This is a genomic window from Pseudomonas sp. P1_F7 (genome assembly GCF_056405655.1).
The window spans coordinates 265,113-281,400 of the sequence record NZ_JBFUBR010000005.1; the positions used below are offsets into that span (position 1 = coordinate 265,113).

Here is a 16,288-nt window from a genome sequence, read left to right on the forward strand (position 1 = left end):
ACCGGACCATGCAAACTCGTGACGACATTTTCAACACCCTGCGCGATGCCCTGGTCGAGCTCTTCGAACTGGACCCCGAGCGTGTGAGCCTGGAATCCAACCTGTATCAGGATCTGGAAATCGACAGCATCGACGCGGTCGACCTGATTGATCACATCAAACGTCAGACCGGCAAGAAAATCGCCGCCGAAGAATTCAAATCGGTGCGTACCGTCAGTGACGTGGTCGAGGCGGTCTACCGTCTGGTTCAACCGGTCGCATGAATCGACTGATTGGCCTCGGCCTGCTGCTGGCTGGCCTTTTGTATCCCTTTGCGGTGTATTTCGGCATGGAGCATTTCGCCCCGTGGCAGTTCGGGCTGCTGCTGGGAGGACTGTGGCTGGCCCGGGCGCTGACCGGCAAACGCCGGCCTGGCAGCCTGTGGATGGCCACGGTGGCCATTGTGTTCTGCCTGTTGCTGGCACTGTTCGACAGCCCGGCGCTGTTGCGTTGGTATCCGGTGTTGATCAGCAGCTTCATGCTGGTGCTGTTCGGATCGAGCCTGACATTCGGCCCACCGATCGTTGAACGCCTGGCCCGGGTACGCGAGCCGCAACTGCCGGCCGAGGGCATTCGCTATACCCGTCAGGTGACCATCGCCTGGAGCGTCTTTTTTCTTTGCAACGGTGTGTGCGCCGCCGCCCTGACCGTCTGGGCGCCGCTGAGCTGGTGGACGTTGTACACCGGCCTGATTTCCTACGGATTGATAGGCCTGATGTTTGCCATTGAATGGCTCATTCGACAAAGGGTACGAGGCCGCCCATGAATTGGATAAAACTTGAGCACCTGCTGCTCAAGGCTCAGCCTGAGCGCGCCGTAACGACCGCTCCGGCACTGGATCACGCCCGACTGTGCGAACAGGCGCTGCGCCTGGCTGCCGGCCTGCAAGCCCGGGGGGTACGGCAAATGGCCGTGCACCTTGAGGATGCCGCCGACCTGGCGATTGCCCTGTTCGGCGCCTGGCGTGCCGGGGTCAGTGTGCTGCTGCCGTCCGACCTGCAACCGCAGACCCGCCAACGCTGGTCAGGTGACGTTGATCTGTGGCTGAGCGATCAGCCCGACGACACGCACCTTGGCGACCTCCAACAGCCGCCGCTCAGTGCCGCCGCGCTGGACCTGGATAACTGCCAACTCAGCCTGTGCACATCCGGCTCCAGTGGCGAACCCAAGCGCATCGAAAAAAACCTGCGCCAACTGGCCAATGAAGTCGAATCCCTTGAGCAGTTATGGGGCGCGGACCTTGGCCCGGCATGCATCATTGGCAGTGTGGCCACCCAACACATCTATGGCCTGCTGTTCCGGGTGCTGTGGCCGCTGTGCGCCGGGCGCCCGTTCGTACGTCGGCAGTTGGCCTTTCCGGAAGACCTGCAACGCGCCAGCCGCGAGCACCCGGCCTTCGCCTGGGTGGCCAGCCCGGCGCTACTCAAGCGCATGGGCGACAACCTCGACTGGCCGGCCTTGAGCTCCGTACGCCGGGTGTTTTCCTCCGGCGGCGCATTGCCGGTCGAGGCCGCACAGAGCCTGCATGAGCGTCTGGGGCAATGGCCAACGGAAATTTTCGGCAGTTCGGAAACCGGCGGCATCGCCTGGCGTCAGGGCGATGAACTCTGGCAGCCCTTTGCCGATGTCACGCTGAGTCAGGACAGTGATGGCGCGCTGTTGATCGCTTCGCCGTATTTGCCGAGTGGCCAGGTCGAACACACCGCCGATGCTGCGCGCATTGCCGTCGATGGGCGCTTCGAATTGCTCGGGCGACTGGACCGGATCGTCAAACTGGAAGAAAAACGCATCTCGCTGCCGATGCTGGAACAGGCGCTGATGGCCCATGAATGGGTCGTCGAAGCGCGGCTCGGTGTCGTTCAGGAAAACCGCGCCTCCCTGGGTGCGTTGTTGGTGCTGAGCGAGGCTGGCTTGCATGTGCTGCGCAATCAGGGTCGACGCAGCCTCACCGAGCAATTGCGCCAACGCCTGAGCCAACATTGCGAAGCCCTGGCCCTGCCAAGGCGCTGGCGTCTGCTGCGGCATCTGCCGCTGAACACTCAGGGCAAACTGCCCCAGGCCGACGTCGATGCCTTGCTGTTGGCACCGCGCCCCAAAGCGCCTGAGGTGCTGGAGCAAGTCGAAAGCCATGGTGAGTGGAGCCTGCAACTGGCCGTGCCACCGGACCTGGCCTATTTCAGCGGTCACTTCCCCACGGCGCCGGTGTTGCCTGGCGTGGTGCAGGTGGACTGGGCGCTGAGCCTGGGCCAGCAACTGATGAACCTGCCGAAAAAATTCGCCGGCTTGGAAGTCTTGAAGTTCCAGCAACTGGTGCGCCCGGGAGACGAAATCCAACTGCACCTGCGCTTTGATCCGGCGCGCGGCAAATTGTATTTCGCCTATCGCAACGAAACCGCCACTTGCTCCAGCGGGCGGATCTTGCTGGAGGCGTCGCATGCATAGCCCCTGCGCCATCGTCCCGGTATACAACCACGAAGACGCGATCACCACGGTGGTCGATGCCCTGATCGCCAGCCATTTGCCGTGCATTCTGGTAGATGATGCCAGCAGCCCGCGCTGCGCCCGGGTGCTGGATCGCCTGGCCCAACGTGAAATGGTTTACCTGATCCGTCTCGCCGAAAACCAGGGCAAAGGTGGCGCGGTCATGACCGGCTTGCGCGAAGCGTCACGCCTGGGTTTCAGCCACGCCTTGCAGGTGGATGCCGATGGCCAGCACGACTTGCAGGACGTCAAACGCTTCATCGAACAATCACGCCGCCATCCGCAGGCGGTGATTTGTGGTTATCCGCTATATGACGCCAGCGTGCCGAAAGGCCGTTTGTATGCGCGCTACCTGACTCACGTGATGGTCTGGATCAACACCCTGTCGTTGCAGATTCGCGACTCCATGTGCGGTTTCCGGGTTTACCCATTGCCACCGGTTCTGGCGTTGATCGAGTCAGCGAAAATCGGCAAGCGCATGGACTTCGACTCAGACATTCTGGTGCGCCTGGCCTGGCGCAATCAGCCGATGCAATGGCTGCAAACCAAGGTCCACTATCCATTGGATGGCGTTTCGCATTTTCGGATGTTCCACGACAACGTGCTGATTTCCAGCATGCACACGCGGCTGTTCTTCGGCATGTTACTGCGCGCGCCAGTGATCCTCTGGCGACGGTGGCGGGCATGAGCACAGACAAGCAGCACTGGGCCGACCGCGAAGAACGGGGCAGTTTCTGGCTGATGAAGCTCACCGCGTTCGGCGCCAAAGTGCTGGGCCGTCGAGTACTGAGCCCAGTGCTGTACGGCATCGTGTTGTACTTTTTCCTGTTCGGTCGCAGCGCCCGACACAGTGCCTGGCAATACCAGCAACGCCTGAGCGACTGGAGCGGTCGCAGCGAATTGCGCCCGAGCCATTGGCGGGTGTTCGGCCAGTTCATGGCCTTCGCCGATTCCATGCTCGACAAACTCGACGTATGGAACGGCAAGCTGAGCATCGAACAAATCGAAATCATCGACCCGGCGCTGCTGCGCGATCAGTTGCGCGGTGTCCGCGGGCAAATGCTGGTGGGCGCGCACCTGGGCAACCTGGAAGTCTGCCGCGCACTGGCAGAGATCGGCGAGAAAGTCACGATGAACGTGCTGGTGCACACCAAGCACGCCGAACAGTTCAACCGTTTGCTGGGCGAAGCCGGGGCAACCAATTTGCGCCTGATTCAAGTCAGCGAGCTCGACCCGGGGATCATGCTGCAACTGAGCGAACGCCTGGAGCGTGGCGAGTGGCTGGCGATTGCCGGCGACCGCGTGCCGCTGCATGGCGGACGCTGCGCGACCGTGGATTTCCTCGGTCATCCGGCCAGGTTCCCCCAAGGCCCGTGGCTGCTGGCCGGCCTGCTGAAATGCCCGGTCAACCTACTGCTGTGCCTGAAAAAGCCCGACGGTGACTATCGACTGACCATCGAGCCGTTCGCTGAGGCAATCACCTGGAAGCGCAGCGACCGTGAACAGGTCATTCATCAGTGGGCCTCCCGCTATGCCGAGCGCCTGAGTCACTATTGCCTCGAAGCGCCCCAACAATGGTTCAACTTTTACCCTTTCTGGAAGACCGATGACGACGCCAACGCTTGAGCCGGTAACCTTCGGCGAACGCCCTTTGCGCATTGAAGATGTGTTGGCACTGGCCAACCGCAAGGTGCCGACGCAGTTGCAAAGCGATCCCGCCTACCGCGAGCGCATCGCCAAGGGCGCGCGTTTTCTCGACTCTCTGCTGGACAAGGAAGGCGTGATCTACGGCGTGACCACCGGTTATGGCGACTCCTGCGTGGTCGCGGTGCCGTTGCATCACGTCGAGGCGCTGCCCCGTCATCTGTATACCTTCCACGGCTGCGGTCTGGGCAAACTGCTCGACGCCCAGGCCACTCGTGCGGTATTGGCCGCGCGTTTGCAGTCGTTGTGCCACGGTGTTTCCGGGGTCCGCGTGGAACTGCTGGAACGCCTGCAGGCGTTCCTTGAACACGACATCCTGCCGCTGATTCCGGAGGAAGGTTCGGTGGGCGCCAGTGGTGACCTGACGCCGCTTTCGTACGTTGCCGCCACACTGTCCGGCGAACGCGAGGTGATGTTCCGCGGCGAGCGCCGGCAGGCTGCCGATGTGCACCGCGAACTCGGCTGGCAGCCGCTGGTTTTGCGTCCGAAAGAAGCCCTGGCATTGATGAACGGCACCGCGGTGATGACTGGTCTGGCTTGCCTGGCTTACGCCCGCGCCGATTACCTGCTGCATCTGGCCACGCGCATCACCGCGCTGAACGTGGTCGCCCTGCAAGGCAACCCGGAGCACTTCGACGAGCGCCTGTTCGCCGCCAAGCCACACCCGGGTCAGATGCAAGTCGCCGCGTGGTTGCGCAAGGATCTGGCCATCGACGCCCCGACCGCGCCGCTGCATCGCCTGCAAGACCGCTATTCCCTGCGCTGCGCGCCCCATGTGCTGGGCGTACTGGCCGACAGCCTGAACTGGCTGCGTTCGTTCATCGAAATCGAGCTCAATAGCGCCAACGACAACCCGATCATCGACGCCGAGGCCGAGCGCGTGCTGCACGGTGGACACTTCTACGGTGGGCACATCGCCTTCGCCATGGACAGCCTGAAAAACCTCGTGGCCAACGTCGCCGACCTGCTGGACCGGCAACTCGCGCTGCTGGTGGATGAGCGCTATAACCATGGTTTGCCGAGCAACCTGTCCGGCGCCACAGCTGATCGCGCCATGCTCAACCACGGCTTCAAGGCGGTGCAGATCGGCACCAGTGCCTGGACCGCCGAAGCGCTGAAAAACACCATGCCGGCCAGCGTCTTCTCGCGCTCCACCGAATGCCACAACCAGGACAAAGTCAGCATGGGCACCATCGCCGCCCGGGATGCGATCCGCGTACTGGAATTGACCGAGCAGGTGGCCGCCGCCACGCTGCTGGCGGCCAATCAGGGCGTCTGGCTGCGCGGCCAGGCCGAAGATGCACGACCACTGCCACCCGCATTGGCCGCCATGCATGAAGACTTGGCCAGGGACTTCCCACCGGTCATCGAAGACCGCGCGCTGGAAGGCGAATTGCGCCTGTGCCTGCTACGCATCGCCGAACAACACTGGAGGCTGCATGCGTAGTAAGGGATTTCTCTACACCGACACGGAAATCGTCGTACCGTTCTTTGACGTCGACAGCATGCACGTAGTCTGGCACGGCCATTACGTCAAATACCTGGAAGTCGCCCGCTGTGCGCTGCTGGACAAGATCGGCCACAACTACACGGCGATGAACGAATCCGGCTATGCGTGGCCGGTGATCGACCTGCAATTGCGCTACGTGCGCGGTGCGGTGTTCGGCCAGAAACTCAACGTGCGCGCCAACCTGGTGGAGTGGGAGAACCGCTTGAAGATCAACTACCTGATCAGCGACCTGCAAACCGGTGAGCGCCTGACGCGGGCCATGTCGGTACAGGTGGCCGTCGACATCGCCAGCCGCGAGATGCAACTGGTCTCGCCGACAGTGTTCACCGACGCCGTGGCGAAGGTGCTGGCATGAAGTCGATTTGCAGATGCCTCGCTGTTCTGGCGCTGCTCGGGCTCTCTTCAATGGCCAGCGCCTTCGACCTGCAACAACTCAGCGATCAACTGGCCCGGCCCGAGGTGATCCACGGCAGCTTCATCCAGGAAAAACACCTGCGCGCCCTGCCCCAGCCTCTGACCAGCAAAGGCACGTTCGTGCTGGCAAAAAACCACGGCTTGTTGTGGCTGCTGAAAACGCCACTGCAACAGGACTATCGCATCACCGCCAAAGGCATTGCCCGGCGTGACGGCATTGTTTGGCAAATGCTGCCGGGCAAAAGCGCCGGTGCCGAGCAGAACCGTTTGTTCCTCGCCGTGCTGCAAGGTGACAGCAGCGGCCTGCAACGGGATTTCGAGTTGTCCTTGAGCGGCGACGCGCAGAACTGGAAGCTCACGCTGCTGCCACGCTCGATGCTGCTCAAGCAGGTGTTCAACCAGATCAACATTACCGGCGCAGAACTGGTGCACAGCATCGAACTGCTCGAAACCCAGGGCGACAGTACGTTGTTGCGCATGCAGGACAGCACCAGCGCCCAACCCTTGAGCGACGCGGAGCAACATGACTTTGCCGAGTGAACGGTGGTTGCCACGGCTGTTTCTGATCCTGCTGCTGGCCGTACTGGCGCTCGCCGGTTGGCAATGGCGTGATGCCGCGCCGCTGTCGGCCAACCTGATGGAACTGGTGCCCGGCACGGCGCCCGATGCCCTTGAACTGCGCGCCGAACAACGCATGCAAGAACCGCTGAACCGCGAAATGCTGGTGCTGGTCGGCCACACCGATCGCCAGCAAGCCGTCGCCATGGCGCAAACCCTCGGCGAGCAATGGCAGGCCAGCGGCTTGTTCGAAAAGGTCCAGTGGACCCTGCAAGCTGACTTGCCGGCGTTGCGCACGCAGTTGCTGCAAGGTCGCCTGGCGATGCTCCAGGCGGCGGACCGACAACTGCTGATCGAGCACCCCGAGACCTTTATCCAGCAACGCGTGCAGGCGTTGTTCGACCCGTTCAACGGTTACAGCCTGGTGCCGAGCCAGGACGACTGGCTGGGCCTGACCGGGCGCATCCAGAACAGCCAGCCGCAACGCGGTTCGGTGCAACTGGACATCGGCAGCGGCGCCCTGGTCGCCGATGCCGATGGCAAGAGCTGGGTGCTGCTGCGCGCGCGCACCACCGGCAACGCCTTCGACATGAACCTGCCGCTGCAAGTGGCCGACCTGCTCAAGCACAGCCGCGAAGAAGCCGCCCGGCACGACGTACAACTGCTCGCCGCCAGCGGCCTGTTGTACGCAGCCAGCGGGCAGCAGCAGGCTGCCCGGGAGATGACCTGGGTCGGCGGCGGTGCCACCGCCGGGATTTTGCTGTTGCTGCTGTTGGCCTTCCGACGCTGGCGCGTCTTGCTGGCGTTCGTGCCGGTGCTGGTCGGGATGCTCTTCGGTGCGGTGGCTTGCGTTGCGTTGTTCGGCCATATGCACGTGATGACGCTGGTGCTGGGTTCGAGCCTGATCGGTGTTGCCGTCGATTACCCGCTGCATTACCTGTCCAAGAGTTGGAGCCTGAAACCCTGGCACAGCTGGCCTGCCCTGCGCATGACCTTGCCCGGATTGACCCTGAGCCTGATCACCAGCGGCATCGGCTATCTGGCCCTGGCCTGGACACCCTTCCCGGCACTGACCCAGATTGCCGCATTCTCTGCCGCCGGTTTGCTCGGCGCCTACCTGTCCGCCGTGTGCCTGTTGCCGGCATTGCTCAAGGGCGTAGACCTGCGCCCGGCGCAGTGGCCATTGCGCCTTTGCGAGCTTTTGCTGGACTGTCGTGAAGCGCTGCTCAAACAGGCGAAAACGCCTGTCTTGCTGGCGCTGCTTATCGCCTTTTGCGTGGGCGGCCTGTTGCAGCTGGGCAGCAAAAACGACATCCGCCAGTGGATCAGCGCACCGCAACAATTGACCGACGAAGCCCAGACCATTGCCCGGATTACCGGCTATCAACCCACCAGCCAGTTCTTCCTGATACGCGCCGCCAATCAGCAGCAACTGCTCGAACGCCAGACCGCCCTGAGAGAGCGACTGGATCAATTGATTGGCCTGGAAAAGCTCCAGGGTTATCTGTCGCTCAATCAACTGGTCAGCCCGCCGAGCGAACAGCAACAGGTGCGCGAAGCGTTGAGCAAACTGCCTTCGTTCTGGCAACCGTTGCTCGACATCGGCGTACCGGCCGAGGCGCTGCAAACCGAGCTGACGAAGTTACAGGCATTGCCGACCGTGGACATCGACGCAGCGCTCAGCGGCCCGTTGGCAGAACCCTTCCGGGCCTTGTGGCTGGGGCCGACCGATGATGGCGTGGCGGCGATGATCAGCCTGCAAGGCATCAACAACCCGGCCCTGCTGCGGCTCCAGGGTGAGGATTTACCCGGCGTGACACTGGTGGATCGACTGGGTGAGTTGAACAACGTCTTCGCGGCCACCCAAATCAGTGCCGCCGAACTGAAACTCGCCTCCTGCGTGTTGATCGTGCTGGTGCTGATCCTGCCATTCGGCCTCGGCGGTGCGTTGCGTATCGTGTCCCTGCCACTGCTGGCAGCGTTGTGCAGCCTGGCCAGCCTCGGCTGGCTGGGGCAGCCGTTGACCCTGTTCAGTCTGTTCGGCCTGCTGCTGGTGACGGCGATCAGCGTCGATTACGCGATCCTGATGCGCGAACAGGTCGGCGGCGCGGCCGTGAGCCTGCTGGGCACCCTGCTGGCGGCGTTGACCACCTGGCTGTCGTTCGGTTTGCTGGCGGTGTCGAGCACCCCGGCGGTGAGCAATTTCGGATTGTCGGTGAGCCTCGGCCTGATCTTCAGCTTCCTGCTCGCGCCTTGGGCCGGTCGACAGGTGCATGAGCCTACGGCCGTGGAGCGGGCAACATGATGGTCGTTCTGTTCTGGGCGATGGCGCTGGTGTTGTTCGCGGTGGCGACCCGTGTCGGCCGCCATTTCGGCCTGATCCCCATCGTCAGCCAGTTATTGTTGGCGACCCTCGGCTTGCCGCTGTTGATGTATTTCTGGATCGAGCCCCAATGGCAGTTGAGCGGTGCGCTGCTGGTGTCGCCGGGCTGGCTGAAGAACCTCTACAGCCTGAGCTTTGCCTTGTTGCTGGGCTACATCCTCAGCGATGTGATCGACCTGCAACTGGATCGCCAAAGCCTGAAAATCGCCCTGCCCAGCTTTTGCATTCCGTTTGCCTGCGGCCTGGCCACGGCGGTCTGGTTGTTGCCGCCGCAACCGTGGATCAGCTCACTGGCCGTCGGCCTGTTGTTCGCCATCACCGCGATTCCGGTGTTGTACCTGTACCTGCGGCACATCGACTACCCACCCGCCGCCACCCGGCGTCTGGTGCAAACTGCGATCCTCATCGACCTCGCCTGCTGGACGCTGTTCGGCATCGCCCAAGGCAGCCTGCACCTGAGCAGCCTGTTGCTGCCCCTGGCCGGCGCGTGCCTGCCGGTGCTGCTGCGGTTGCTCGGTTTGCGCCAGACTTGGCTTTACAGCCTGTGTTTTTTCGCCCTGCTGGTCGTCGCCGAGCACTACAAGCTCAATGCGCTGATTTTCGGCATTGGCTATGTGTTGATCATGGCCGCACTGAAAGCGCCGCTGGTGCTGCCGTTGCCGGCCTTGTGGATGAGCCGATTGCAGACGTACATCGCCATCCCGCTGATCCTCACGTTCGGCATCGTGCAGATCAACGTGCACAGCGCGATGGACAGCCTCGGCTGGGTGCAACTGGTCGCCCTGCTGTTGTTGCCGATGCTGAGCAAACTGCTGGGCAACTGGCTTGGCCTCGGCTGGGCCGGGGCCTCGTTCAAGGGCGCCAGCCGCTGGCGGGAAAGTGTCCTGCTGAACATCCGTGGCTTGAGCGAGATCGTTTTTCTCAACCTGCTGCTGCAGCAGCAACTCATCAGCCCGCCGCTGTACTTTGCCCTGATGCTGATGGGCCTGATCGCTACACTGTTGCCAGCCCTGACCGGCATGCACCGAATCCCCCTGAATACCGCTGTCCCGGCAAGGAGCCCCCATGCCAACCGCTGAAATGGAATGTCGTCAGGTCGTAGTCATCGGCGCCGGGCCCTCCGGGGCCATCGCCGCTGCGTTGCTCAAGCGCAAGGGACACGATGTACTGGTGATCGAGCGTCAGCATTTTCCACGGTTTTCGATTGGTGAGAGCCTGTTGGCGCACTGCCTGGACTTCGTCGAGGAAGCGGGCATGCTCGACGCCGTCAACGCCGCCGGTTTCCAGCTGAAAACCGGTGCCGCGTTTGCCTGGGGCGAACGCTACAGCGCGTTCGATTTCGGCGAAACGTTCAGCCACGGCAAATCGACGACGTTTCAGGTCCAGCGCGCCGATTTCGATAAGCTGCTGGCCGATCAGGCCGCGCTGCAAGGCGTGGAGATCCGCTATGGCGAAACCATCGTCAGCGTCGACATTGCCCCGGGGAAACCGCAGCTCGGCGTGCGCCGCGAAGACGGTAGCGAGTATCGCGTCGAAGCCGATTTTCTGCTCGATGCCAGTGGTTACGGCCGCGTGCTGCCGCGCTTGCTCGACCTCGAGGCACCGTCGAATTTCCCGGTGCGTCAGGCCGTGTTCACTCATATCGAAGACCGTATCGACCTCCCGACCTTCGACCGCAGCAAGATCCTCGTGACCACTCATCCGACCCTGCGCGACGTGTGGTTCTGGACCATCCCGTTCAGCAACGGGCGCTGCTCGGTCGGCGTGGTCGCCGCCGAGGAACGTTTCACCGGCCGCAGCGACAATCTGGATGAGTGCCTGCGCAGCTTTATCGCCGAGACGCCAAGCCTGGCCAGTGTGTTGCAAAATGCGCAGTGGGACACCGAGGCGCGAACCATCGGCGGTTATTCGGCCAACGTCAAAACCCTGCACGGTCCGGGCTTCGCGCTGCTGGGCAATGCCGCGGAATTCCTCGACCCGGTATTCTCCTCCGGCGTGACCATCGCCATGCGTTCGGCGAGCATGGCCGCCGGGGTCTTGCACCGTCAGTTGCAAGGCGAAGCCGTCGACTGGCAAACCGAGTTCGCCGAACCGCTCAAGCGCGGCGTCGATACATTCCGTTGCTACGTCGAAGGCTGGTACGCCGGGACCTTCCAGGACGTGATTTTCCATGAGGGCAGCTCGCCGGAAATCCGCGGGATGATCAGCTCCATTCTTGCCGGATATGCCTGGGACCCAAGCAACCCGTTCGTCAGCGAAGCCAGGCGCCGGTTGAAGGTGATATCGGAGTTCTGTGCAATGGATGCGTCATGAACTACTTGAGCGACCACTACGTCGAAGAAACCCGTTTCGGGTTGTGGTTCCTGCGCAGCCGGATCTGGCAACACTATGTGCTGCGCTTGGCGATCGACGATTTGCGCAACCTGTTCAGCGAAGCGCTACCGGTCAGCCCGGTGCTGCTGGATGCCGGTTGCGGTCAGGGCAAGTCATTCCCGCTGCTGCGCCAGGCCTTTGCGCCCGGTCGCCTGATTGGCGTCGATGCCGACCCCCACAGCCTGGACCAGAGCCGCGAAGAAGCGGCGCGCCAGGGCATGGACGTGGAGTTGATCGGCAGTGACTGCGCCAGCCTCAAGCTGCCGGACGCCAGTATCGACCTGCTGTTCTGTCACCAGACCTTCCATCATCTGGTGGAGCAGGAACAGGCACTGGCCGAGTTCTACCGCGTGCTCAAGCCCGGTGGTTATCTGCTGTTCGCCGAATCCACCGAGGCTTACATTGATACCTGGGTGATCCGCTGGTTGTTCCGCCACCCGATGCACGTGCAGAAAAGCGCTGCGCAGTATCTGCAAATGATTCGCCAGCAGGGTTTCGAATTCTCGGCACAAAACGTGTCTTATCCGTACCTGTGGTGGAGTCGCGCCAAGGATTTCGGCCTGCTCGAACTATTGGGTGTGTGCAAGCCAAAACCCTTTGGCCAACGGGAAGAAACCCTGGTCAATGTGGTGGCGCGCAAACCTTTTGAAGGAACGGTGTGATGTTCATTGCCAGCCGCTTGAACTACCAAACCTGTGGGGTAACCGGTGCTATGCGATTTCTGTTAATCGCCGCAACCCTGCTGCTGAGCGCCTGCGCCGGCCGGGCGCCACTGCCCGAGCACAATCCGGATCTGCCGTTGCCGCTGCAACTGCACATCCAGCTCTTACAGCCCGACGACCGCCAGGACTGGGTGCTGGTGATCCAGCGTGAAGAGGCTGGTATTCGCTGGTCGATGATGGACCTGTTGGGCATTCCCCAGGCCCGCCAGAAATTGATCGACAAAACCTGGGAGTCCGATGGTTTCTTGCCGCCCAATCCGCAAGCCCGGGAGCTGTTCGCGGCACTGCTGTTTGCGCTGACGCCGAAAGATGAACTGGCGACCAACTATCCCGGCGCCTGGCAGCACGGCAGACAACGGTCCCTGCCCGAGCGCTGGGACATCCGTTACGCACAACCGCAGAATTTTGAATTGAAGTTTCCAAGTGGTCCGACCTATCAAGTCACGCCCCTGAGCGGTGAAAAGCCATGACCGCTTACCTCAATGCCCTCGGAGTGGTCTGCGCGCTAGGCCGCGACAAGCAGGAGGTCGCGCGCAACCTGTTTGCCGGCGACTGCTCCGGCATGCGCGAACAAGCCGGGTGGGTACCGCAACGCGCGCTACCGGTCGGTGCGGTGCAGGGCAAACTGGCAAGCATTCCAGCCGACATGTCGCGCCATCACAGTCGCAACAATCAGTTGTTGCTGGAAGCCACGCTGCAAATCCGCCCGGACATCGACAACGCGATCCAGACCTACGGCCGCGACCGCATCGGTGTCGTGCTGGGCACCAGCACTTCGGGTATCGACGAGGCCAGCCAGGGCCTGGCGCATTACCTGCGCGAAAAGCAGTTCCCTGCCGAGTACGACTATCAGCAACAGGAACTCGGTGCGCCGGCAAACTTCCTCGCCGAGTGGCTGCAATTGAGCGGGCCGGCCTATGTCATTTCCACGGCTTGCACCTCCAGCGCCCGGGCCTTGATGAGCGCCCAGCGCCTGTTGGACCTGGGCATTTGCGACGCGGTGCTGTGTGGCGGTGTCGACACCTTGTGCAAGCTGACCCTCAACGGTTTCTCGGCGCTGGAAGCAGTCTCGGAACAGCGTTGCAATCCGTTTTCGGTGAACCGCAATGGCATCAACATTGGCGAAGCGGCGGTGCTGTTCCTGATGACCCGGCGTGCAGGCGACAGCCAACCGATTGCCTTGCTCGGCAGCGGCGCCAGTTCCGATGCGCATCACATCTCCGCCCCGGAGCCGAGCGGGCGTGGCGCCCTGCAAGCCATGCGCAAAGCCTTGGGCCGTGCCAACCTGCAACCGGAGCAGATCGCTTATCTGAACCTGCACGGCACCGCCACCCAGCACAACGACGCCATGGAAAGCCAGGCCGTGGCGACGCTGTTCCCGGCCGGCGTACCCTGTTCGTCGAGCAAACCCATGACCGGCCACACCCTCGGTGCCGCCGGGGCGCTGGAAGCGGCGTTCTGCTGGTTGAGCCTGAGCCCGGACAATCGCGAGCATGCCCTGCCGCCCCACGTCTGGGACGGACAGCCCGACCCCGAACTGCCGCCGCTGCAATGGGTGACCCCGACCACTCGCCTGACGTCCATTGCACCCCGCTACCTGATGAGCAATTCCTTTGCCTTCGGTGGCAACAACGTCAGCCTGATTATCGGAGACGCCCCATGATTGACTGGCCGCTCGCCGAATTGCTGCCCCACGCTGGCGACATGATCCTTATCGATCAGATCCTGGCATTCGATGAAGAGCAGATTCACACGCGCCTGACCGTCAAGCCCGATGGCCTGTTTAATCTCCCCGACGGCAGCCTGCCGGCCTGGGTCGGCATCGAATTGATGGCCCAGAGCGTGGCCGCCTTCGCCGGTTGCCATGCGCGTCAGCGCGGTGATGCGGTGGAGCTGGGCTTCCTGCTCGGCAGCCGAAAGTTCGAATGCAACGTTGAAAGCTTCCCGGCCGGCACCGAGTTGACCATCCACGGGATTCGCTCCCTGGAAGACGATAACGGCATGGGCGTGTTCGAGTGCCACATCAACGCCCCCGGCATACATGTCACCGCCCGTCTGAACGTGTATCGCCCACCCCAGGCCGCTCAATATCTCCATGAACCCGAAGGAGTCCAGCCATGACTGAATCCGTACTGGTCACCGGTTCCAGCCGTGGCATCGGCCGTGCCATCGCCTTGCGCCTGGCCCAGGCCGGGCACGACATCGTGTTGCATTGCCGCAGCGGCCTGGCCGACGCCGACGCCGTCAAGGCCGAAGTCGAGGCCTTGGGCCGTCGTGCGCGCATCCTGCAGTTCGACGTGTCCGACCGCGCCCGTTGCAAAGAAATTCTCGAAGCCGACGTGGAAACCCACGGCGCCTATTACGGCGTGGTGCTCAATGCCGGCCTGACCCGCGATGGAGCCTTTCCGGCCCTCAGCGAGGAGGATTGGGATGTGGTGATGCGCACCAATCTCGACGGTTTCTACAACGTGCTGCACCCGGTGATGATGCCGATGATCCGTCGTCGCGCCGCCGGGCGGATTGTCTGCATCACCTCGGTATCCGGCCTGATCGGCAACCGTGGCCAGGTCAACTACAGTGCCTCCAAGGCCGGGTTGATCGGCGCGGCCAAGGCATTGGCGATCGAGTTGGGCAAGCGCAAAATCACCGTTAACTGTGTCGCCCCCGGCCTGATCGACACAGCCATGCTCGACGAAAACGTGCCGGTGGAAGAACTGATGAAAATGATCCCCGCACAACGCATGGGCACCCCTGAAGAGGTGGCCGGCGCGGTGAATTTCCTGATGTCGGCGGAAGCCTCGTACATCACCCGGCAGGTTCTGGCCGTCAATGGAGGCCTGTGCTGATGAAGCGCGTCGTCGTCACCGGCATGGCCGGCATCACCTCACTGGGCAGCGACTGGGAGACCATCGCCGGCAACTTCGCGGCCAACCGCAGCGGCATCCGCCGGATGGACGAGTGGGATCGTTTTACCGAGCTCAATACGCGCTTGGCGGGCCCCATCGATGACTTCAAGGTCCCAAGCCACTGGACCCGCAAGCAACTGCGCAGCATGGGCCGGGTTTCACGGCTTGCTGTGGGGGCGGCGGAGATGGCACTGGCCGACGCCGGCCTGTTGGGCGACGAGTCGATCAAGGACGGGCGCATGGGCGTCGCCTGTGGCTCCTCCACCGGCAGCACCGACGAGATCAAGGCGTTCGGCAACATGCTGCTCAACTCGGTGGCCGAAGGCCTGAACGCCAACTCCTACGTGCGCATGATGCCGCACACCACGGCAGCCAATATCAGCATCTTCTTCGGCCTCACCGGTCGCCTGATCCCGACGTCCAGCGCCTGCACCAGCGGCAGCCAGGGCATTGGCTATGCCTACGAGGCGATCAAGTTCGGGCGCCTGCCACTGATGCTCGCCGGCGGTGCCGAAGAACTGTGCCCGACCGAAGCCATGGTCTTCGACGCGCTCTACGCCACCAGCCTGAAAAACGACACCCCGCAACGCAGCCCGCGCCCATACGACACTGCACGCGATGGCCTGGTGATCGGTGAAGGCGGCGGCATGCTGGTGCTCGAAGAACTGGAACACGCCCTGGCCCGCGGCGCCCACATCCATGCCGAAATCGTCGGTTTCGGCAGCAACGCCGACGGCCAGCACACCACCCGTCCGGAACAGGTCACCATGCGCCGGGCCATGGAACTGGCCCTGGAAGACGCCGGGCTGAAACCGTCGGACATCGGCTACGTCAACGGCCACGGCACCGCCACTGAACAGGGCGACATCGCCGAAACCCTGGCCACCAGCAGCCTGTTCGGCGAACACATGCCGATCAGTTCGCAGAAAAGCTTCCTCGGCCACACCCTCGGCGCCTGCGGTGCGCTGGAGTCCTGGTTCAGCATTGAAATGATGAACCGCGACCTGTACGCCCACACCTTCAACCTCGACGAAGTCGACCCGCATTGCGGCAAGCTCGACTACCTGCGCGGCGAGTTTCGGCAGATGAGCAACCAGTACGTGATGAACAATAATTTTGCGTTTGGTGGGGTCAATACGTCGCTGATTTTCAAGCGCTGGTCGTAAGGCCAGAAACGACAAAGGGCGCCTTTCGGCGC

17 protein-coding genes are annotated in these 16,288 nt (G+C 62.6%); all 17 read left to right on the top strand.

Features of this window, described 5'->3' with window-relative positions; genetic code table 11:
- The first annotated feature begins 8 nt into the window (after window positions 1-8).
- Genes AC1D1M_RS09605 through AC1D1M_RS09685 form a run of 17 tightly spaced genes read left to right on the top strand, consistent with a single transcriptional unit; the run spans window position 9 to window position 16,256 of the window.
- Complete coding sequence (locus AC1D1M_RS09605) at window positions 9-263, top strand: acyl carrier protein (protein WP_007993766.1); 255 nt, start codon at window positions 9-11, stop codon at window positions 261-263.
- On the top strand, window positions 260-805 hold the full coding sequence (locus AC1D1M_RS09610; protein ID WP_477775452.1) for a COG4648 family protein: 546 nt from the start codon (window positions 260-262) through the stop codon (window positions 803-805). Before AC1D1M_RS09605 ends, AC1D1M_RS09610 begins: the two co-directional genes overlap by 4 nt.
- Window positions 802-2,481 carry an ApeI family dehydratase gene (locus tag AC1D1M_RS09615; protein WP_477775453.1) on the top strand — a complete coding sequence of 560 codons (1,680 nt, stop codon included), beginning with the start codon at window positions 802-804 and terminating at the stop codon, window positions 2,479-2,481. Before AC1D1M_RS09610 ends, AC1D1M_RS09615 begins: the two co-directional genes overlap by 4 nt.
- Window positions 2,474-3,208, top strand: coding sequence for a glycosyltransferase family 2 protein (locus tag AC1D1M_RS09620; protein ID WP_477775454.1), 735 nt, complete (start codon window positions 2,474-2,476; stop codon window positions 3,206-3,208). Before AC1D1M_RS09615 ends, AC1D1M_RS09620 begins: the two co-directional genes overlap by 8 nt.
- Entirely contained in the window at window positions 3,205-4,146 is a 942-nt protein-coding gene (locus tag AC1D1M_RS09625) for an LpxL/LpxP family acyltransferase (protein ID WP_477775455.1), read from the top strand. Before AC1D1M_RS09620 ends, AC1D1M_RS09625 begins: the two co-directional genes overlap by 4 nt.
- Window positions 4,127-5,671, top strand: coding sequence for an HAL/PAL/TAL family ammonia-lyase (locus tag AC1D1M_RS09630; RefSeq protein ID WP_477775456.1), 1,545 nt, complete (start codon window positions 4,127-4,129; stop codon window positions 5,669-5,671). The genes AC1D1M_RS09625 and AC1D1M_RS09630 overlap by 20 nt, the downstream gene beginning before the upstream one ends.
- Window positions 5,664-6,089: an acyl-CoA thioesterase gene (locus AC1D1M_RS09635; RefSeq protein ID WP_477775457.1), complete on the top strand. Its 426-nt coding sequence runs from the start codon at window positions 5,664-5,666 to the stop codon at window positions 6,087-6,089. Before AC1D1M_RS09630 ends, AC1D1M_RS09635 begins: the two co-directional genes overlap by 8 nt.
- Window positions 6,086-6,688 (top strand): outer membrane lipoprotein carrier protein LolA, encoded by a 603-nt coding sequence (locus AC1D1M_RS09640; RefSeq protein WP_477775458.1) that lies wholly within the window; start codon window positions 6,086-6,088, stop codon window positions 6,686-6,688. The genes AC1D1M_RS09635 and AC1D1M_RS09640 overlap by 4 nt, the downstream gene beginning before the upstream one ends.
- Window positions 6,672-9,011: an MMPL family transporter gene (locus AC1D1M_RS09645; RefSeq protein WP_477775459.1), complete on the top strand. Its 2,340-nt coding sequence runs from the start codon at window positions 6,672-6,674 to the stop codon at window positions 9,009-9,011. The genes AC1D1M_RS09640 and AC1D1M_RS09645 overlap by 17 nt, the downstream gene beginning before the upstream one ends.
- Complete coding sequence (locus AC1D1M_RS09650) at window positions 9,008-10,168, top strand: sodium:proton antiporter (protein WP_477775460.1); 1,161 nt, start codon at window positions 9,008-9,010, stop codon at window positions 10,166-10,168. The genes AC1D1M_RS09645 and AC1D1M_RS09650 overlap by 4 nt, the downstream gene beginning before the upstream one ends.
- Window positions 10,155-11,402 (top strand): NAD(P)/FAD-dependent oxidoreductase, encoded by a 1,248-nt coding sequence (locus AC1D1M_RS09655; protein ID WP_477775461.1) that lies wholly within the window; start codon window positions 10,155-10,157, stop codon window positions 11,400-11,402. Before AC1D1M_RS09650 ends, AC1D1M_RS09655 begins: the two co-directional genes overlap by 14 nt.
- Entirely contained in the window at window positions 11,399-12,124 is a 726-nt protein-coding gene (locus AC1D1M_RS09660) for a class I SAM-dependent methyltransferase (protein ID WP_477775462.1), read from the top strand. The genes AC1D1M_RS09655 and AC1D1M_RS09660 overlap by 4 nt, the downstream gene beginning before the upstream one ends.
- Entirely contained in the window at window positions 12,124-12,654 is a 531-nt protein-coding gene (locus tag AC1D1M_RS09665; protein ID WP_477775463.1) for a hypothetical protein, read from the top strand. Before AC1D1M_RS09660 ends, AC1D1M_RS09665 begins: the two co-directional genes overlap by 1 nt.
- The gene (locus AC1D1M_RS09670) at window positions 12,651-13,847 is read left to right on the top strand and encodes a beta-ketoacyl-[acyl-carrier-protein] synthase family protein (RefSeq protein ID WP_477775464.1); all 1,197 of its coding nucleotides are present in this window, start codon (window positions 12,651-12,653) and stop codon (window positions 13,845-13,847) included. The genes AC1D1M_RS09665 and AC1D1M_RS09670 overlap by 4 nt, the downstream gene beginning before the upstream one ends.
- Window positions 13,844-14,305 carry a hotdog family protein gene (locus tag AC1D1M_RS09675; protein WP_477775465.1) on the top strand — a complete coding sequence of 154 codons (462 nt, stop codon included), beginning with the start codon at window positions 13,844-13,846 and terminating at the stop codon, window positions 14,303-14,305. Before AC1D1M_RS09670 ends, AC1D1M_RS09675 begins: the two co-directional genes overlap by 4 nt.
- Window positions 14,302-15,030 (top strand): 3-oxoacyl-ACP reductase FabG, encoded by a 729-nt coding sequence (gene fabG, locus AC1D1M_RS09680; RefSeq protein ID WP_477775466.1) that lies wholly within the window; start codon window positions 14,302-14,304, stop codon window positions 15,028-15,030. Before AC1D1M_RS09675 ends, fabG begins: the two co-directional genes overlap by 4 nt.
- Window positions 15,030-16,256, top strand: coding sequence for a beta-ketoacyl-ACP synthase (locus AC1D1M_RS09685; protein ID WP_477775467.1), 1,227 nt, complete (start codon window positions 15,030-15,032; stop codon window positions 16,254-16,256). The genes fabG and AC1D1M_RS09685 overlap by 1 nt, the downstream gene beginning before the upstream one ends.
- Window positions 16,257-16,288 lie beyond the last annotated feature (32 nt).